An 18,263-nucleotide genomic window follows, 5' to 3' on the forward strand; every position below is an offset into this window, starting at 1 on the left:
CACCCACCATGAGCGACAGCAGCAGCGACTACAAGAGCTTCCAGAACCTCGTCGGCCCCGACGAAAGCCTTCGCGTGATGACATCGCTTCGGCGCGGCGCCACGCGGCGCGACGTCCTGTCGATGTTGATGGCCGGCGGCATGCAGGCCACGCTGGCCGGCAGTCTCGCGGGCGTGGCCTTGTCGGCGCATGCGCAGACGCCGCGGCGCGGCGGCCGCATCCGGGTGGCCGGCGCCACCGCCGCGGCCACCGACACGCTGGACCCCGCCAAGCAGTCGAACCAGACCGACTACGCGCGCTGCAACATGGTCTACAACAGCCTGACCTCGCTGGACGGCAGCCTCACGCCGCAGCCCGCGCTGGCCGAATCGTTCAACACCAAAGACGCCAAGACCTGGGTGTTCACGCTGCGCAAGGGCGTGGTGTTCCACGACGGCAAGCCGCTCGCGCCCGCCGACGTAGTGTTCTCGGTGATGCGCCACAAGGACCCGGCCACCGCCTCCAAGGCCAAGGTGCTCGCCGACCAGATCGAGAGCGTGAAGGCCACGGGCCCGAACGAGGTGACCATGGTGCTGAGCGCGCCCAACGCCGACCTGCCGGTGATCCTGGGCACCTATCATTTCCACATCGTCAAGGACGGCACCACCGATTTCAACGCCGGCATCGGCACCGGCCCCTACAAGCTCAAGGAATTCAAGCCCGGCATCCGCTCGGTGGTGGTGCGCAACGAGGCCTACTGGAAGCCGGGCAAGCCGTACCTCGACGAGATCGAGTTCGTCGGCATCGGCGACGAGAGCGCGCGCGTCAACGCACTGCTGTCGGGCGGCATGGATCTCGTCGGCGTCGTCAACCCGCGTTCGGTGGAGCGCGTGAAGGGAACGCCCGGCTTCAGCATCTTCGTCACCCAGTCGGGCCAGTACTCCGACCTTGTGATGCGCAAGGACGTGGGCCCCGGTGCAAACCCCGACTTCGTGCTGGGCATGAAGCACCTGTTCGACCGCGAGCAGATGAAGAAGACCATCGCGCTCGACTACGCGGTGGTCGCCAACGACCAGCCGATCGACCCGACCAACCGCTTCCACTTCGCGGGCCTGCCGCAGCGGCCCTTCGACCCCGAGAAGGCGAAGTTCCACCTGCAGAAAGCCGGCATCACGGGCAAGGTGCCGATCGTGGCTTCGCCGGTGGCGCTGTACTCGGTGGAGATGTCCCTCATGTTGCAGCAGACGGCGCAGCGCGTGGGCCTGGAGCTGGACATCAAGCGCATGCCGGCCGACGGCTACTGGTCGAACCACTGGCTCAACAGCCACGTCGGCTTCGGCAACGTGAATCCGCGCCCGAGCGCGGACGTGCTGCTCACGCAGTTCTTCCAGTCGGGTGCGGCGTGGAACGAGTCGCGCTGGAAGAGCGACAAGTTCGACCAGCTGCTGCTGGCCTCGCGCGCCGAGACCGACCTGGCCAAGCGCAAGCAGATGTACGCCGACATGCAGACCATGATCCACCAGGACGCTGGCATCGGCATTCCGCTGTTCCTCTCGAGCATCGACGGCCACAGTTCCAAGCTCAAGGGCCTGTCGCCCATCCCGCTGGGCGGCCTCATGGGCTATCAGTTCGCCGAGAACGTGTGGCTCGAGGCATGACGGCCGCGAGCCGCCGTTCTCCGGGATGCTCGCCATGAACCGCGTAATCCTCAAGCTACTCGGCCAGCGCATCGCATTGGCGCTGCTGTCGCTGCTGGCTGTGTCGGTGGTCGTGTTCTCGATCACCGCGGTGCTGCCCGGCGATGCCGCGCAGGAACAGCTCGGCCAGGACGCCACGCCCGAAGCGGTGGCGGCTCTGCGCGCCCAGATGGGCCTGGACGTGCCGGCGCCCGAGCGCTACGCGAAGTGGCTGCTCGGCATGCTGAAGGGCGACCCCGGTCTCTCCTCCAGCACGCAGACCCCGGTGGCCGAGCTCGTGGCCAGCCGCCTGCCCAACTCTCTGCTGCTGGCGGCCGTCACGGCGCTCTTCTCGGTGCCGATCGCATTGACGATTGGCATCGCCTCGGCGGTGTGGCGCGGATCCTGGCTAGACCGCGCCGCCTCGACGGGCGCCGTGGCGGTGGTGTCGGTACCGGAGTTCCTGGTGGCGACGCTGGCGGTGCTGGTGTTCGCGGTGAAGCTGCGGTGGCTGCCGGCGCTTTCCTTCGTGAGCGACATCGACTCGCTGGGCCAGATGCTGCAGGCCTTCGCGATGCCGGTGCTGGTGCTGTGCTGCGTGATCGTCGCGCAGATGATGCGCATGACGCGCGCGGCCGTCATCGACCAGTTGGAGGCGCCCTACATCGAGATGGTGCGGCTAAAGGGGGCATCGCCAATGCGCACGGTGCTGGCGCACGCGCTGCCCAACGCGGTGGGGCCGATCGCCAATGCGGTGGCGCTGAGCCTGTCGTACCTGCTGGGCGGCGTGATCATCGTCGAGACCATCTTCAACTACCCGGGCATCGCCAAGCTGATGGTCGACGGCGTCTCGCAGCGCGACATGCCGCTGGTGCAGACCTGCGCCATGATCTTCTGCGGCGCCTACCTGATCCTGGTGACCGCGGCCGACGTCTGCGGCATCGTCGCCAACCCGCGGCTGCGGCACCGCTGACGGGGAACCATCATGGAATCGTCCACTTCTTCCCCTGTCCTGAACGCGGCCACGCAAACGCTGCCACCATCACCCGCGTCCCGGCGCGACCCGCTTCGCTGGCTCGCCGGCTTCGGGCCTTCGGGACTGCTCGGTCTCGCGGTGCTGCTCTTCTGGTTGCTCGCGGCGGCATTCGGTCCCTGGCTGCTTTCGTTCAGCGCGGCTGCCGCCGGCACCTCGAACGTCTTCGCGCCGGTCAGCGCGGCGCACTGGCTGGGCACCGACTACCTGGGCCGCGACATGCTGGCGCTGGTGATCGAGGGCGCGCGCTACACCGTCGGCGTGGCGCTGCTGGCGACGCTGCTGGCCAGCGGCACCGGCACCACGCTGGCGCTGCTGGCGGCAGCCGGCAGCCGCTGGACCGACGCCACGCTCAGCCGCTGCCTCGACACGCTGACGGCCATTCCGAGCAAGATGTTCGCGCTCATCATGGTGGCGGGCTTCGGCTCCTCGGTGCCGATGCTGGTGGTCACGGCGGCCATCATCTACGTGCCGGGCGCCTTCCGCATCGCGCGCTCGCTGGCGGTGAACATCAACGCGCTCGACTACGTGACCGTGGCGCGCACGCGCGGCGAGGGCACGCTCTACATCATGCTGCGCGAGATCCTGCCGAACATCGTCGGCCCGATGCTGGCCGACCTGGGGCTGCGATTCGTCTACATCGTGCTGCTGCTGGCGAGCCTGAGCTTCCTGGGCCTGGGCATCCAGCCGCCTGCCGCCGACTGGGGATCGCTGGTGCGCGAGAACATCGGCGCGCTGGCCATGGGCGGCGCCTCGGTGATCGTGCCGGCGCTGGCCATCGCGAGCCTGACCATTGCGGTCAATCTTGTAATCGACAACCTTCCTGGCCGTCAGGCCCGGGAACGAGGAGCACGCTGATGGGAGCCTCACTCACCGTCGAAAACCTGAGCATCAGCGCCGGCACCGCCACGCTGGTCGACAACCTGAGCTTCTCGGTGCAGCCCGGCGAGGTGCTGGCGCTGATCGGCGAGTCGGGCTCGGGCAAGACCACCACCGCGCTGGCGCTGATGGGCCATGCGCGCCACGGCTGCAGCATCTCGGGGGGGCGGGTACGCATCGGCGACACCGACGTGCTGGCGCTCGATGCACGTGCGCAGCGCGCGCTTCGGGGGCGCACCGTGGCCTATATCGCGCAGAGCGCGGCGGCCTCCTTCAACCCCTCGCGCATGATCATGGACCAGGTGGTGGAGCCGACCGTGATCCACGGCCTGTGCAGGCGCGCCGAGGCCGAGGCGAAGGCGGTGCAGCTCTTCCGCGAGCTGGCGCTGCCCGACCCGGAGGGCATCGGCTCGCGCTACCCGCACCAGGTCTCGGGTGGCCAGCTGCAGCGGCTGATGGCGGCGATGGCTCTCATCGGCGACCCCGACCTGGTGATCCTCGACGAGCCGACCACCGCGCTGGACGTGACCACGCAGATCGAGGTGCTGCGCGCCTTCCGCCGCGTGGTGCGCGAGCGCCGCGCCACCGCGGTGTACGTGAGCCACGACCTCGCGGTGGTGGCGCAGATGGCCGACCACATCCTGGTGCTGCGCAACGGCACCATGCGCGAGCTCAACGCCACCGGGCAGATCCTCGCCGCGCCGGCCGACGACTACACGAGAAGCCTGCTGGCCGCCGCGCGCCCGCAGGTACGCACGCCGGCCAACGCCACGGACGACGGACGCGAGCTGCTGCTTGAAGTGCGCCAGCTCTCGGCCGGCTACGGCCCGGTCGATGCGCAGGGGCGCCCGGCCAAGCCGATCCTGCAGGACATCGACCTGAAGCTCTACCGCGGCCAGGCCATCGGCGTGATCGGCGAATCGGGCTCGGGCAAGACCACGCTGGCGCGCGCGGTGGCGGGGCTGCTCAAGCCCAGCAGCGGCAGCGTGCTGTTCCATGGCCGCGAGCTGAAGCCGACGCTGCAGCAGCGCGAGCGCGACGAGTTGCGCCGCATCCAGATCGTGTTCCAGATGGCCGACACGGCGCTGAACCCCTCGCAGACCATCGAACGCATCCTGGCGCGGCCGCTGGAGTTCTACAAGGGACTGCGTGGCGAGCCGCTGCGCAGGCGCATCGGCGAGCTGCTCGACCTGGTGAAGCTGCCGCGCACCGTGGCCGGACGCCTGCCGGGCGGCCTCTCGGGCGGGCAGAAGCAGCGCGTGAACCTCGCGCGCGCGCTGGCGGCGGAGCCGGACCTGATCCTGTGCGACGAGGTGACCTCCGCGCTCGACACCGTGGTGGGCGCGGCGGTGCTCGACCTGATGGCCGAGCTGCGGCGCGAGCTGGGCGTGTCGTACCTCTTCATCAGCCACGACCTGCACACGGTGCGCGCGGTGTGCGACGAGATCGTCGTGATGCAGCACGGCCGCAAGCTCGCGCAGGTGGCACGCGCCGACTACGACCGTGGCCAGCACCACCCCTACTACGAGCTGCTGGCGCGCTCCGTCCCCGAGCTGCGCCAGGGCTGGCTCGACGACGTGGACCGCGCGGCAGCAACGGCCACCGTCGCATCATGAGAAAGACAGAGATGACACCGACCTTCCGCATTGCGCTGATCGCCGGCGACGGCATCGGCAAGGAGGTGATGCCCGAGGGCCTGCGCGTGGTGCAGGCCGCCTCGGCGCGCTTCGGCTTCGAACTCGACTGCCGCGCCTTCGACTGGGCCAGCGCCGACTACTACGCCGCGCACGGCCAGATGATGCCGGACGACTGGAAGGAGCAGCTCAAGGGCGTCGACGCGCTGTACTTCGGCGCCGTCGGCTGGCCGGCGACCGTGCCCGACCACGTGTCGCTCTGGGGTTCGCTGCTGAAGTTCCGCCGCGAGTTCGACCAGTACATCAACCTGCGGCCGGTGCGCCTGTTCGAGGGCGTCCCCTGCCCGCTGGCCGGCCGCAAGCCCGGCGACATCGACTACCTCGTGGTGCGCGAGAACACCGAGGGCGAATACACCTCGCTCGGCGGCGTGATGTACGAGGGCACCGAGCGCGAGATCGTGATCCAGGAATCGGTGTTCTCCCGCCACGGCGCCGACCGCGTGCTGCGCTTCGCCTACGAGACCGCGCGCGCCCGCAGGCGCAAGCACCTGACGGTGGCCACCAAGAGCAACGGCATCGCGATCAGCATGCCCTGGTGGGACAGGCGCGCCGACGCGGTCGGCCGCGACTACCCCGAGGTGACGGCCGACAAGCAGCACATCGACATCCTGTCGGCGCGCTTCGTGCTGCAGCCCACGCGCTTCGACGTGGTGGTGGCGAGCAACCTGTTTGGCGACATCCTCTCCGACCTCGGCCCCGCGACCACCGGCACCATCGGCCTCGCGCCTTCGGCCAACCTCAATCCGGAGCGCAGATTCCCCTCGCTCTTCGAGCCGGTGCACGGCTCGGCGCCCGACATCTACGGCCAGAACATTGCCAACCCGATCGCGATGATCTGGTCCGGCGCACTGATGCTGGACTTCCTCACCCAGGGCCAGGGCGCGGGCCGCGCGGCGCACGACGCCATCCTGGGCGCGATCGAATCGGTACTGCGCGACGGCCCGCGCACGCGCGACCTCGGCGGCTCGGCGACCACCACGGAGGTGGGCATCGCGATCGCCGAGCGCGTGGCCGCATCCTGAACAAATCTCCCTGCTCCATATGACTCTCGAAATCGAAAACAAGAGCCTGATGCCGGGCCGGCATCTGATCGGCGCCGAATGGCGCGAAGCCGGCGACGGCCGTCGCCTCGATGTGAGTGATCCCGCGACCGATAGCGTGTTCGCGAGCGTGCCCGACGGCACGGCCGCCGATGCGCGTGCCGCCGTCGATGCCGCGCATGCAGCCTTTCCCGCATGGCGTGCGGTGCCCGCGAAGCAGCGCGCGCAGATCCTCAAGCGCTGGAACGATCTCGTGCTCGCGCACCAGGAAGACCTGGGCCGACTCATCTCCCGCGAACAAGGCAAGCCGCTGACGGAAGGCCGAGGCGAGGTTGCCTATGCGGCCAGCTACATCGAATGGTTCGCTGAAGAGGCGACGCGCGCCAATGGCGACATCATCCCGGCACCCGTGACGGGCCGCCGCATGCTCGCGCTGAAGGAGCCCGTGGGCGTGGTCGCAGCGATCACGCCCTGGAACTTCCCGGCCGCGATGATCGCGCGCAAGATCGCTCCGGCCCTCGCCGCAGGCTGCACGGTGGTGTGCAAGCCGGCGGAGGACACTCCGCTGACCTCGCTGGCGCTGGTCGCGTTGGCCGCCGAAGCAGGCGTGCCGCCGGGCGTACTCAACATCGTGACCGCCTCGCGCGAACGCACACCCGAGGTGGTCGATGCCTGGCTCGACGATTCACGCGTCCGCAAGATCACCTTCACCGGCTCCACGCCTGTGGGCAAGCACCTCGCGCGTCGCTCGGCCGACACGCTGAAGAAGCTGTCGCTCGAACTCGGCGGCAATGCGCCCTTCATCGTGTTCGACGACGCCGATCTCGACGCGGCGGTCGAAGGCCTGATGGCCGCCAAGTTCCGCAACGGCGGCCAGACCTGCGTGTGCCCGAACCGGGTGTTCGTGCAGGCGAGCGTGCACGACGCCTTCGTCGACAAGCTGGCCGCGCGGGTCGGCGCACTCAAGGTAGGGCCGGCCACGCAGGCGGATTCGCAGATCGGGCCGATGATCAACGCGCGCGCGGTGGAGAAGATCGAGCGCCATGTGCGCGATGCCGTTTCGCGCGGCGCGCGCGTCGTGGTCGGCGGCAAGCGGCTGCGCGACGCGCGCTGCGACGGCCCCAACTATTTCGCGCCCACGGTGCTGGTGAACGCCGACGCGACAATGGAATGCAGCTGCGAGGAGACCTTCGGCCCCGTGGTGCCGGTCACGCGCTTCGAGACGGAGGCGCAGGTCATCGCGGCCGCCAACGACACGCCCTTCGGACTCGCGGCGTATTTCTATTCGACGGACGCACGGCGCATCTGGCGGGTGACCGAGGCGCTGGAGTCGGGCATTGTCGGAGTCAACGAAGGCGCGCTGGCGGCCGAGGCCGCGCCCTTCGGCGGCGTGAAGGAGTCGGGCTATGGCCGCGAGGGCTCGGTGCATGGGCTGGAGGACTACATGCACATCAAGTACGTGTGCCAGGGGCAGCTGTAACGGCGCATCGTTTCGCCCTGGCTGCGTCGAAAAAAGCCGAACCGCAGGCTACCGAATCATTCGGTGGACTGCACATCCTTCTCGACGAGCCGACGGCCACCGCACGATCCATCAGTGCGCGCTAGCAAAGACATATTTCCCGCTGTTATCGACCGATGGTTCAGCATCAACGCGGCCGGATTTTTTCTAGCATTGGTCCACCATCCGACCAACGCAAACAGGGTTTCACATGTCCAAGCTTCTTGTCCCCTTCAACCTCGACCAACTCGGTGAGCCGCGTGAATACCGCCCGCCGGCGGAACGCGTCATCGAGGGCGATGTCGTATGCCGCAACTGGGACGTCGACAGCGCGAAAGACGGCAAGGTTCGTGCGGGCGTGTTCGAGTCGACGGTCGGCGTCAATCACTCCATCAAGGGAGAGACGTGGGAGTTCTGCCTGATCCTTTCGGGCGTGGTGGAGATCACGGAGCAAGGCCAGCCTCCGTTGACCTACAAGGCCGGCGACTGCTTCATCATGAAGCCGGGCTATGTCGGAACGTGGCGCACCATCGAAACCGTCCGCAAGGTGTGGGTCACGGCTTGACCGGAACACGTCGTGATGACAACTGAAGCTCTCATGGACGACACCCGCTTCTACATCGATGGGGGCTGGCAAGACCGCACCCATGCCGCAAGCATTGCGGTGGTCGACCCATTTACCGAAGAGGTCATCGGGCACGTCGCAGCGGGCTCGTCGACGGATGTGGACCTGGCTGTCGCTGCGGCTCGGCGCGCTTTCGAGACGTTTTCGCGAAGCACCGTCGAGGAGCGGCTTGCGCTCTTGGGGCGAATCCTGGCGCTGCTGGAGGAACGCGCGGAGTTGTTCGCGCAAGCCATCGTGGCGGAGATGGGTGCGCCCATCGGATTCGCCAGGGCCTCCCATGTGCCCTTCGGGATCGCGCATGTCCGTGCCCAGATGGAAGTGCTTCAGCGCTACAAGTTTCTTTCCTTGGATGGCGGCGTCGCCATTTCGAAAGAGCCGATCGGCGTATGCGCCCTGATCACGCCATGGAACTGGCCGCTGTATCAGATCACCGCCAAGGTCGCGCCGGCAATCGCCGCGGGCTGCACGATCGTCCTGAAGCCCAGCGAGTTGTCACCGTACAGTGCGCAGCTTTTCGCGCAAGTGATGCACGACGCCGGCACGCCGGCAGGTGTCTTCAATCTGGTCGGGGGCAGGGGGGAGGTGGTCGGTGCGTCGTTGGCGGCGCACCCCGATGTCGACATGATCTCCATCACCGGATCGACGCGAGCCGGTGTGCTCGTGGCCCAAGCAGCTGCGGTGACGGTGAAACGCGTCGTGCAGGAACTGGGCGGCAAGTCGCCGAACCTGTTTCTGGACGACGCCGACTTTGAACAAGGCGTGGCAAAGGGCGTGCTGGCAGGAATGCGCAATGCGGGCCAGTCGTGCAGTGCGCCGACACGGATGCTGGTGCCCGCGTCACGGCTGGCCGAGGTGGAGGCATTGGCACAAGCGGCGGCAGCGGGCATCACGGTTGGCGATCCGCGCGACGCAAAGACGTCGATGGGCCCGATCGCAAACGCTGCGCAGTATGCGAGGGTGCAGGAGCTGATCGCCAGCGGAATCGAACAGGGCGCCAAGCTGGTCTGCGGCGGTCCGGGCAGGCCCGCCGGCTTGACGCGTGGCTATTTTGCACAGCCGACCGTGTTTTCCGATGTGACGCCCGACATGAGAGTGGCGCAGGAAGAAATATTCGGTCCCGTGCTGGTCATCATTCCTTATCGGGACGAGAAAGAGGCCATTGCGATTGCGAACGACACGGTCTATGGCCTCGGTGCGAGCGTGCAGTCTGGCGACCGGGAGCGAGCGCAGCGCGTAGCCATGCAACTTCGCGCCGGCCAGGTGCATATCAACTATCCGGCTTGGAACAGCCATGCGCCGTTCGGCGGATACAAGCGGTCCGGCAATGGCCGCGAATACGGCATTCACGGGCTTGAGGAATATCTCGAGACCAAGGCAGTCCTTGGCTACTGATCCAGCAGGATCTGCCAACAATCGAAATAAACATATTTCACGTTTTCACCGCCCCTTCACGGACATCCCGAGAATGCCTGCACCACTGTTTCCCGTTGAGTCCAGCCCCGATCTGCCGACCCATGCGGACGTCGTCGTCATCGGCGCCGGCATCATTGGAGCATTCACTGCCTACTTCCTGGCCAAGCGCGGCATGAAGGTCGCTCTCGTGGAAAAGGGGCGCGTGGGCGCCGAGCAATCGAGCCGGAACTGGGGGTGGTGCCGTCAGCAGAATCGCGATGCGCGCGAACTGCCCATGTCCACCCGGAGCCTTGAGCTGTGGGATCAGTTTGCCGCAGACAGCGGCGAAGACACCGGCTTCAAGCGCTGCGGCCTGCTGTATCTCAGCAACGACGAAGCCCAGATTGCCGGTTGGGCCAAATGGCGCGAGTTCGCGACGACGGTTGGCGTGACCACGCACATGCTGAGCGGCCGCGAGGCCTCCGAGCGCGGCCGGGCGACCGGCCGCGCATGGAAAGGCGGCGTCTTCTCACCCAGCGACGGCACGGCCGATCCGGCCAAGGCAGCGCCCGCCGTGGCAGCCGCGCTCATGAAACTTGGCGGCACGGTGCACCAGAACTGCGCCGCGCGCGGCATCGAGATGCAAGGCGGCCGGCTCTGCGGCGTGGTGACCGAAGCGGGGACCATCAAGACCCGCAGCGCCGTGCTCGCAGGCGGCGCGTGGGCGTCCTCGTTCTGCAACCAGCTCGGTGTGCAGTTTCCGGTCGCCACGATTCGCCAATCGATCGTACGACTGGCGCCGGTGGATCAGAGCCTGCCGGCCGCCTTGACGAGCCCGCGCGTCGCCGTCACGCGCCGCCCCGACGGACACTACGTCCTGGCCATCAGCGGGCGAGGGCGCGCCGACCCCACAGCGCAGCTGGTGCGCTTCGCGCCGCAATTCATCCCGATGTTCGCCAAGCGCTGGCGCAACGTGTTTCCCGGCGGCCTGGAGGGCATCCGCTGGGGCCACGAAACCCGGGCTCGATGGAAGCTGGACGCGCCCACACCGATGGAACGGGCGCGCATCCTCGACCCGAAGCCCGACCCTGCGGGTGTCCGCGAAACCCACCGCCGTGCCGTCGACTTGTTGCCTGCGCTGCGCGGAGCCCGCATCGCCAACACCTGGGCTGGCTACATCGACAGCACGCCCGACGGCGTACCGGGGATCGGCGAGCTGCCGCAGGTTCCCGGGCTCATCCTGGCTGCGGGCTTTTCGGGCCATGGTTTCGGCATCGGTCCCGGCGCAGGGCACCTGATCGCCGACCTGGTGTCCGGGGCCAAGCCAATACTCGATCCCGCGCCTTTCGACCCCGCACGGTTCAAGAAGTCGATGTGGGGCAAGGTGGCTGATTTCTAGACCGGTTGCGGGTTTGCCGCACCAGGCCGGCGCCCCTTCGCCTATGGTCCCCGCACCACGCGCGGCGCCACCGATGGCAGTCGCCCCGAGCCCTTGATTCATGGACAGATCACACCGATGAAGACACTGTTGCTGAACAAAGAGAATGTAGGGAGCCTGATTTCCATGAAGGAAGTCATTGGGACGGTGGAGCAGGCGTACAAAGCCTTCAACAGCGGCCAGGTGATTCAACCGGCCTACACATGCATCCACTTCCCACCACCCCGGGGCGAAATCGACTTCAAGATAGGGTACTGCGAGGCCAACGAGATCATCTCGATGAAGACCTCGTCCGGGGGATTCCCGAACAACCCCACCGAGCACGGCGTGCCCAGCGGCATGGGAACCATCCTCCTGTTCGACGCCAGAACCTGCGCGCTCATTTGCGTGATGGATGGCAGCCTTGTCACCGGCTTGAGAACAGGCGCCGCCGGGGCCGTTTCGGTGAAGGCGCTGGCCCGCAAGGACGCGAAGACCATCGCCTCCATCGGGACCGGCAATCAGGCCCGGATGCAGATCCGCGCGATCCGGGAGGTGATGACGATCGATACCATCCATGCCTGGAGCCCCCACCCCCAGACGCTCGCGCAATACAAGGCCGATATCGAGCGCGAGTTCGGCATTCCGGTGGTGATGGCCCGCTCCAAACAAGACGCTGTGGAGCAGGCGGACATCCTAGTCACTACCACCCGCGGCAAAGGTTCGCTGGTGGAAGCCGCCTGGGTCCGACCTGGCACGCATATCGTCGCCATTGGCACGGACACGCAAGGCAAGCAGGAGCTGGAGCCCGAGATCTTCAGGAACGCCAAGATCGTCAACGATTCGATTGCGCAATGCGTCGAGAAAGGCGAAACCTGGCATCCGCTGCACAAGAACATCATCAGCAAGCACGACATCCACGCCGAGATCGGCGAGGTCCTGCTGGGCAAGAAGCCGGGGCGCGAGTCCGACGGCGAGATCACGATCTTCGACTCGACGGGCATGGCCATCCAGGACAACACGACGTCGCACCTGATCTATCGCAACGCCATGGCCAGCAACACCGGCACGGCTTTTGAGTTCATTCAATCATGACGCCCCTGCTCGAGCACCCCACCCTTCGCGACATCCACCAAGCGCGGGAGCGACTGAAACCACACATCCGTCACACGCCCTTGCTGCGCGCCGAGAAGATGGAGACCACGCTCGGGTGCGAGGTGTACCTCAAACCCGAGACGCTGCAGATCACCGGGGCCTTCAAGATCCGCGGCGCGCTGAACAAGACCTTGTCGCTGCCCCGCGAGGCGATTGACAACGGCATCATCGCCACGTCTTCAGGCAACCATGCCCAGGGGCTGGCCTACGCGGCGCGGATGCTGGGCGTCAAGGCGCTTCTGGTGGTGCCCGTCACCACCCCGAAAATCAAGGTGGAGAACACCCGGGCGCTCGGCGCGGAGGTGATTCTGTTCGACGGCGACACCGCGGCGCGATGGAAACGGGTTTACGAGATCGCGGCAGAAAACCACTACGCCGTGGTGCACGCATTCGAGGATCCCACGGTCATGGCGGGCCAGGGAACCATAGGCTGCGAAATCCTGGAAGACCTGGCCGACGTGGACACCGTCATCATCCCTATGGGGGGCGGGGGTCTCATTTCCGGCATCGCCACCGCCATCAAGGAAACCAGACCCTCCGTGCGTGTGGTGGGCGCGGAACCAGCGCTGACCCCCAAGTACTTCCATAGCCGCATCAACAAGGAGCGCACTTCACTGCCGCTGAAGAACACGATCGCCGACGGTTTGCGTATCAGTGTGCCAGGCCAGAACCCCTACCCCATCATCGAAAGGTACGTCGACGAGATCGTGCTGGTCGAGGACGAACACATCATCGAGGGCATGCGCATGCTGGCCAAGGACGCCAAGCTGATTGCAGAACCGGCTGCCTCGATCGGCATTGGCGCGCTGCTGGCGAAAGGACTCAAAGTGACGCCAGAGGAAAAGGTCTGTGTGGTGTTGACAGGCGGCAACTGGGATCTGTGCGACCTTGCCGAAATCTTTCAGCGCGCCAATTGATCGCTCCGGGGTCGGGCGTGTCCGCCGTGGGAAAGCGGCGCCGGCAAAGCCTCATCTGCCGAGATCCGCTTCACAACTGCCGCAGCATGTGCCGGCAGAGGTGCCGATAGCGATCAATGCTGCGGGTTTATGGCCACGCAACGGCACCAACCTCTTCATGACCCCCCTTAAGCTGTGGCAATCGGCGACAGCCGCGTCGCACGCATCGCAAGCCCTACGTCGTGCAACGCACGGCAGCCTGAACAAACGATAGCGATCCATCCATGGCCCAGCCCTTGCGTCTCATCGAGACCTCCTCCACACTGCCGCGCCATGCCGACGCCGTCGTCATTGGCGGCGGGATCATCGGTGTCTTCACGGCCTACTACATGGCCCGTCGCGGCCTGTCGGTAGCGCTCGTCGAGAAGGGTCGCATCGGTGCCGAGCAGTCGAGCCGCAACTGGGGATGGTGCCGCCAGCAGAACCGCGATGCACGCGAGCTGCCCATGGCCACCCGCAGCCTCGATCTTTGGCAGCAGTTCGCAGCGGACACGGGCGAGGACACGGGCTTCAACCGCTGCGGACTGCTCTACCTCAGCGACGACGAGGACGAGATCGCCCGCTGGGCCAAATGGGGCGAATTCGCGAAGACGGCCGGCGTGAAGACGCACATGCTCAGCGGCCGCGATGCCAGCGAGCGGGGCCGGGCTACCGGCCGCGCGTGGAAGGGTGGCGTGTTCTCGCCCAGCGACGGCACGGCCGACCCGTCGAAGGCAGCGCCCGCAGTGGCCGCGGCGCTCATGAAACTCGGCGGCACGGTGAACCAGAACTGCGCCGTGCGCGGCATCGAGCGCGAGGGAGGCCGCCTCGCCGGCGTGGTCACCGAGGCCGGCACCATCAGGACCCGCATGGCCGTCTACGCCGGCGGCGCATGGGCTTCGTCCTTCCTGCGCCAGCTGGGCATCAGGTTTCCCCAGGCCACGGTTCGCCAGACCATCGTGCGCGTGCCATGCGTGGCCGAGCGACTGCCGGCTGCGCTGCACACCGCGCGCGTGTCCGTTACGCAGCGCAGCGACGGCAGCTACAACCTCGCCATCAGCGGGCGCGGACGCGTGGACCCGACAGCGCAGCTGCTGCGCTTTGCGCCGCAATTCCTGCCAATGTTCGCCAAGCGCTGGCGCAACGTTTTTCCAGGCGGTCTGGAGGGTATCCGCGGGGGCCACGAAACGCTGGCAAGGTGGCGGCTGGATGCGCCCACGCCCATGGAGCGGGTGCGTGTGCTCGACCCCAGGCCGGATGCCGCGGCGGTGAAGCAGACTTTCCATCGTGCGGCCGAACTGCTGCCGGCGTTGGGCCGGGCGGGCATCGCCAACGCCTGGGCTGGCTTTGTCGACAGCACACCGGACGGCGTTCCGGGCATCGGCGAGGTGCCGCAGATCCCCGGCTTCATCCTGGCCGCGGGATTCTCGGGCCACGGCTTCGGCATCGGCCCTGGCGCGGGCCACCTGATCGCCGACCTGGCGACGGGTGCGCCGCCAATCTTCGATCCGGCGCCCTACAACCCGGCGCGCTTCGCGAAGTCGGCCTGGGGCCAAGTCGCCGACTTCTAGCAGTCCACCGCGTGTCCCCTTTTCAACTTCCGGCCGGTGAGCTGGCGAGGCTGGTACTCGCCCAGCTGTTCGTCAACGCCTGCGTGACCGGCCTGCGGATGGCCATGCCGCTGCAGTCGCTGCGACTGGGGCATGGCGAGGCGGCAGTGGGCGGCCTGATCGCGCTCTTCGCGCTCGGCCAGGTGTTTCTCGCACTACCCGCGGGCCGCTACTGCGAACGCAGCGGGCTGAAGCGGCCGGTCGCGATGGCCGTGGTGGTCGCCACGGCGGCCTGCGCCATGGCCGCGGCGTGGCCGGTGTTGCCGGTGTTGTGCGCCAGCGCGCTTCTCACCGGCGGCGCGGGCGGCGTCGTGATCATTGCGGTCCAGCGCCATGTTCCGCGAGTCGCGGGCGAGGCGGCCTCGCTTCGCCAAGCGTTCTCGTGGCTGGCGATCGGCCTGGCCTTGTCGAATGTCCTGGGCCCGCTGATGGCCGGGTTCCTCATCGACAGCGCCGGAATCCGCGTCGCGCTCCTGGGGCTGGCGCCACTGCCGCTGCTGGCCTGGCTAGCCGTGCGAGGGGCGGTCGATCATGCGTCCCCGCTGCACGAAGCGCCCACCAGCGAGCGCAGCGTCCGGGACCTCTGGCGCCATGCCGGCCTGCGCCGGCTGCTGCTGTTGACCGGCCTGCTGTCGTGCTGCTGGGACGTGCACACCTTCCTCGTGCCCGTGCTCGGTCATGAGCGCGGCGTGCCCGCATCGGTGATCGGCAGCATCCTGGGCGCCTTCGGCATCGGCGCCGCCGCCGTCCGGCTGCTGGCGCCGCTTGTGGCCGCGCAGTTGCGCGAATGGGCCGTCCTGCTCGGCGCGATGGTCGCCACCGCGCTGCTGTTCGCCGTCTATCCGCTGGTGCAGGCGCCGCTCGCCATGGGCCTGTGCTCGGCGCTGCTGGGCTTCAGCCTCGGCAGCACTCAGCCCATGGTCATGAGCCTGCTGCACCGGCTCGCGCCGCAGCACCGCTATGGCGAAGCAGTGGCGATGCGCGTGATCGTGAACAACGCATCCAGCGTCGGCATTCCCTTGGTGTCGGGCGCGGCCGGTTCGCTGGTTGGCGCGGCCGGCGTGTTCTGGGCCGCGGGCGTACTGGCGGCCGCCGGTGCACGTCTCGCGCTTCCCCTCAAAGATCACTGAGAACCCCATGATCCGTTCCATCGCCTTCATCCACACCGTGGCCCTGCTGGTCGAGCGTTTCCGGCCGCGCTTCCAGGCCGAGCTGCCACAGCAGCGCTGCTTCCACCTGCTCGACGAAAGCGTGCTGCAGGACCTGCTGCGAGACGGACCGTCGCCCGCCATTACGCGGCGCATAGTCACGCTGGCCACGCTGGCCGCCGACGCGGGCGCGGACCTGATCGTCTTCACCTGCTCCTCAACCTCTCCCGCCATCGATGCGGCGCGGCCACTGGTGCCGGTGCCCATCGTGAAGATCGACGACGCGATGTACGCCGAGGCGGCCCGCTGCGATGGCCGTGTCGGCCTGCTGTACACGGCGCGCTCGACGCTGGAGCCGAGCCGTTCGCTGCTGGCCGAACATGCCGCGGCGTCCGGCGCGCGGGTGAAGGCCGAGTGCGTGCTGGTCGACGGTGCATTCGACGCGCTTTCCGCCGGCCGGCGCGAAATCCACGATGCACTGGTGACGGAATCGGCGCTTGCCCTCGCTGCACGCGCCGACCGGCTGGTGCTGGCACAGGCCTCGCTCGCCCACTTGGCTGCGCCACTCGCCGAAGCCACCGGCAAGCCGGTGTTCGCCAGCCCGGAGTGGATGGTCCGCGATGTCGTGGCGCGCGTGGCCGCGGCGGCCTGATCTCGAAGAGGCGCAGGCTCGTCTGGATCTGACGCGACTGGCACCCGGCATGCAGAGCGTCGTGCGTCACAAGACCGTGCTGCAGCATCTCGTGATCGTTCGCAAGGTCATCCTGGCTCAGAGCGCCAATTTGACTATCTCGACAGGCCTGCCGCTCGATCCAAGCAGAGCTGTCATGCGATCCGCGCGCGACTTCGGGATCGCGATACCCGCGAGACGGCACAGTCCATCGCAAAGACACCGGAGTACAGCCAGTCGCGCAGGGACAGGAAGAAGGTCGAGATGCTGTTCGCACACCTCAACGCATCATGAAAATGGATCGGCTCCGGCTTCGCGGACTCTGTGGTGCGCGGGACGACTTCCTGCGGGCGGCAACTGAGCCGAGCCTTCGTTCACCGTGCGATCTACTCTCGCCTACTCTGTCAAATGCTTGCACCAGAATTCGCAGCCTCGACCAGCCCCGGCCCCACGTTCAAGCCTACTGGACCAACCTGCGGCTGGCTTCCGAGGCGCCTCCTGTCAGTCGCATCACGGGTTGCGCATCTCGGACCGGTCGCCGGCGGCCTCGAGGCCTTGCAGGCGGAGGCGAGCGTTGCTGCGGGCGCGGCCTCGCCACTCAGGCGCGCCGCACCCGCTGCCTCGCGGCTTCGGAATGCACCCACGCCAGAAACGCCTCCACCGCCGGACGCCCGGCGTGGCGCTGGGGATAGACCAGAAAATGTGCCTTGACCCTGATCGCCTTGTCCAGGCCGAACACCGGCTTGAGCTTGCGCTCGGCGAGGTGACCTGCGGCATTGACGTCGCTCTCCAGCGCGATACCCAGCCCTTGCGTTGCCGCGTCCAGCGACATTTGGGCGCGGTCGAAACGCAAGGCGTAGCGCTCCGGGGCGCGCTTGTCTGAAAACGCCTGCAGCCAGTCCGACCATTGGACGATGCTGACGTTGCTTTGGATCAAGGGCATGTCCAGGAGTTGATCGATCCTGGACAGGCGACGCTCGCGGACGAACTCCGGGCTCGCGAGCGGCACGATGCGTTCCTCGAACAGCGGCTCGACCACCAGGTTGCCCCATTGCGGCACGCCATAGCGGATGTCGATGTCGGCCTGGCCCAGCGCGAAGTCGCTCTGCGTGTGGGCGGCCGACAGGTTCAGCGAGATGTCGGGGTGCGCCTGTGCGAAGCGGCGCAGGCGCGGCATGAGCCACAGGCTAGCGATGCTGGGCGCGCAATGGACGTACAGGCTGTTGCCGACTCCTTCGCGCAGGTCTTCGGTGGCCGTGGAGATGGCCGACAACGCGCCGCCTACGCGATCGAGGTAGCGAGTCCCCGCATAGCTCAGGCGCACCCCATGCGCGCTGCGCTCAAACAGGCGCACGCCAAGGTCCGACTCCAGGCGTGCGATCTGGTGGCTGACCGCAGAAGGCGTCAGGTGCAGTTCCGCGGCGGCGAGCGCAAAGCTGCGTCGTCGCGCGACGCTCTCGAATGCGAGGAGGTTGGCAATGGCTGGGATCGACGACATCGGGTTTCCCCCGC

General features: G+C 67.4%; 15 protein-coding genes and 1 pseudogene. 15 read left to right on the forward strand and 1 reads right to left on the reverse strand.

Annotation, left to right across the window (positions count from 1 at the left end; all coding sequences use genetic code 11):
* The first annotated feature begins 8 nt into the window (after positions 1-8).
* The 15 genes and pseudogenes from EJP67_RS08600 to EJP67_RS33895 all read left to right on the forward strand — a co-directional run.
* The gene (locus tag EJP67_RS08600; RefSeq protein WP_126021308.1) at positions 9-1,637 is read left to right on the forward strand and encodes an ABC transporter substrate-binding protein; all 1,629 of its coding nucleotides are present in this window, start codon (positions 9-11) and stop codon (positions 1,635-1,637) included.
* Positions 1,638-1,671: 34 nt separating this feature from the next.
* Positions 1,672-2,628 carry an ABC transporter permease gene (locus tag EJP67_RS08605; RefSeq protein WP_126021309.1) on the forward strand — a complete coding sequence of 319 codons (957 nt, stop codon included), beginning with the start codon at positions 1,672-1,674 and terminating at the stop codon, positions 2,626-2,628.
* A 12-nt stretch (positions 2,629-2,640) separates the two neighbouring features.
* Entirely contained in the window at positions 2,641-3,546 is a 906-nt protein-coding gene (locus EJP67_RS08610; protein WP_126021310.1) for an ABC transporter permease, read from the forward strand.
* Positions 3,546-5,183: an ABC transporter ATP-binding protein gene (locus tag EJP67_RS08615; protein ID WP_126021311.1), complete on the forward strand. Its 1,638-nt coding sequence runs from the start codon at positions 3,546-3,548 to the stop codon at positions 5,181-5,183. Before EJP67_RS08610 ends, EJP67_RS08615 begins: the two co-directional genes overlap by 1 nt.
* An 11-nt stretch (positions 5,184-5,194) precedes the next feature.
* On the forward strand, positions 5,195-6,283 hold the full coding sequence (locus tag EJP67_RS08620; protein WP_126021312.1) for a tartrate dehydrogenase: 1,089 nt from the start codon (positions 5,195-5,197) through the stop codon (positions 6,281-6,283).
* 19 nt (positions 6,284-6,302) lie between these two features.
* Positions 6,303-7,781 (forward strand): NAD-dependent succinate-semialdehyde dehydrogenase, encoded by a 1,479-nt coding sequence (locus tag EJP67_RS08625; RefSeq protein ID WP_126021313.1) that lies wholly within the window; start codon positions 6,303-6,305, stop codon positions 7,779-7,781.
* 229 nt (positions 7,782-8,010) lie between these two features.
* Positions 8,011-8,364 (forward strand): cupin domain-containing protein, encoded by a 354-nt coding sequence (locus EJP67_RS08630; protein ID WP_126021314.1) that lies wholly within the window; start codon positions 8,011-8,013, stop codon positions 8,362-8,364.
* 33 nt (positions 8,365-8,397) lie between these two features.
* A complete protein-coding gene (locus EJP67_RS08635; RefSeq protein ID WP_126021315.1) occupies positions 8,398-9,816 on the forward strand; it encodes an aldehyde dehydrogenase family protein in 1,419 nt (472 codons plus the stop codon).
* A gap of 73 nt (positions 9,817-9,889) precedes the next feature.
* On the forward strand, positions 9,890-11,215 hold the full coding sequence (locus EJP67_RS08640) for an NAD(P)/FAD-dependent oxidoreductase (protein ID WP_126021316.1): 1,326 nt from the start codon (positions 9,890-9,892) through the stop codon (positions 11,213-11,215).
* Positions 11,216-11,332: 117 nt separating this feature from the next.
* A complete protein-coding gene (locus tag EJP67_RS08645) occupies positions 11,333-12,328 on the forward strand; it encodes an ornithine cyclodeaminase family protein (protein WP_126021317.1) in 996 nt (331 codons plus the stop codon).
* The gene (locus EJP67_RS08650) at positions 12,325-13,305 is read left to right on the forward strand and encodes a threonine ammonia-lyase (protein ID WP_240650566.1); all 981 of its coding nucleotides are present in this window, start codon (positions 12,325-12,327) and stop codon (positions 13,303-13,305) included. Before EJP67_RS08645 ends, EJP67_RS08650 begins: the two co-directional genes overlap by 4 nt.
* Before the next feature lie 263 nt (positions 13,306-13,568).
* Complete coding sequence (locus EJP67_RS08655) at positions 13,569-14,894, forward strand: NAD(P)/FAD-dependent oxidoreductase (protein ID WP_126021318.1); 1,326 nt, start codon at positions 13,569-13,571, stop codon at positions 14,892-14,894.
* 11 nt (positions 14,895-14,905) lie between these two features.
* A complete protein-coding gene (locus EJP67_RS08660; RefSeq protein ID WP_240650567.1) occupies positions 14,906-16,063 on the forward strand; it encodes an MFS transporter in 1,158 nt (385 codons plus the stop codon).
* A gap of 7 nt (positions 16,064-16,070) precedes the next feature.
* Entirely contained in the window at positions 16,071-16,733 is a 663-nt protein-coding gene (locus EJP67_RS08665; RefSeq protein ID WP_126021319.1) for an aspartate/glutamate racemase family protein, read from the forward strand.
* 210 nt (positions 16,734-16,943) lie between these two features.
* Positions 16,944-17,143 (forward strand): annotated as a pseudogene (locus EJP67_RS33895) (IS5/IS1182 family transposase); the annotation flags it as partial.
* A gap of 206 nt (positions 17,144-17,349) precedes the next feature.
* On the opposite strand, the gene EJP67_RS08680 reads toward EJP67_RS33895, so the two are convergent.
* On the reverse strand, positions 17,350-18,249 hold the full coding sequence (locus tag EJP67_RS08680) for a LysR substrate-binding domain-containing protein (protein WP_126021320.1): 900 nt from the start codon (positions 18,247-18,249) through the stop codon (positions 17,350-17,352).
* Between the last annotated feature and the right edge of the window lie 14 nt (positions 18,250-18,263).

The sequence above is a fragment of the Variovorax guangxiensis genome (assembly GCF_003952165.1).
Lineage (GTDB): Bacteria > Pseudomonadota > Gammaproteobacteria > Burkholderiales > Burkholderiaceae_C > Variovorax > Variovorax guangxiensis.

Bases quoted from the DNA above. Each gene is read 5' to 3' on its own strand.
- EJP67_RS08600 (WP_126021308.1), top strand. From the start codon at position 9: ATGAGCGACAGCAGCAGCGACTACAAGAGCTTCCAGAACCTCGTCGGC.
- EJP67_RS08605 (WP_126021309.1), top strand. From the start codon at position 1,672: ATGAACCGCGTAATCCTCAAGCTACTCGGCCAGCGCATCGCATTGGCG.
- EJP67_RS08610 (WP_126021310.1), top strand. From the start codon at position 2,641: ATGGAATCGTCCACTTCTTCCCCTGTCCTGAACGCGGCCACGCAAACG.
- EJP67_RS08615 (WP_126021311.1), top strand. From the start codon at position 3,546: ATGGGAGCCTCACTCACCGTCGAAAACCTGAGCATCAGCGCCGGCACC.
- EJP67_RS08620 (WP_126021312.1), top strand. From the start codon at position 5,195: ATGACACCGACCTTCCGCATTGCGCTGATCGCCGGCGACGGCATCGGC.
- EJP67_RS08625 (WP_126021313.1), top strand. From the start codon at position 6,303: ATGACTCTCGAAATCGAAAACAAGAGCCTGATGCCGGGCCGGCATCTG.
- EJP67_RS08630 (WP_126021314.1), top strand. From the start codon at position 8,011: ATGTCCAAGCTTCTTGTCCCCTTCAACCTCGACCAACTCGGTGAGCCG.
- EJP67_RS08635 (WP_126021315.1), top strand. From the start codon at position 8,398: ATGGACGACACCCGCTTCTACATCGATGGGGGCTGGCAAGACCGCACC.
- EJP67_RS08640 (WP_126021316.1), top strand. From the start codon at position 9,890: ATGCCTGCACCACTGTTTCCCGTTGAGTCCAGCCCCGATCTGCCGACC.
- EJP67_RS08645 (WP_126021317.1), top strand. From the start codon at position 11,333: ATGAAGACACTGTTGCTGAACAAAGAGAATGTAGGGAGCCTGATTTCC.
- EJP67_RS08650 (WP_240650566.1), top strand. From the start codon at position 12,325: ATGACGCCCCTGCTCGAGCACCCCACCCTTCGCGACATCCACCAAGCG.
- EJP67_RS08655 (WP_126021318.1), top strand. From the start codon at position 13,569: ATGGCCCAGCCCTTGCGTCTCATCGAGACCTCCTCCACACTGCCGCGC.
- EJP67_RS08665 (WP_126021319.1), top strand. From the start codon at position 16,071: ATGATCCGTTCCATCGCCTTCATCCACACCGTGGCCCTGCTGGTCGAG.
- EJP67_RS08680 (WP_126021320.1), bottom strand. From the start codon at position 18,249: ATGTCGTCGATCCCAGCCATTGCCAACCTCCTCGCATTCGAGAGCGTC.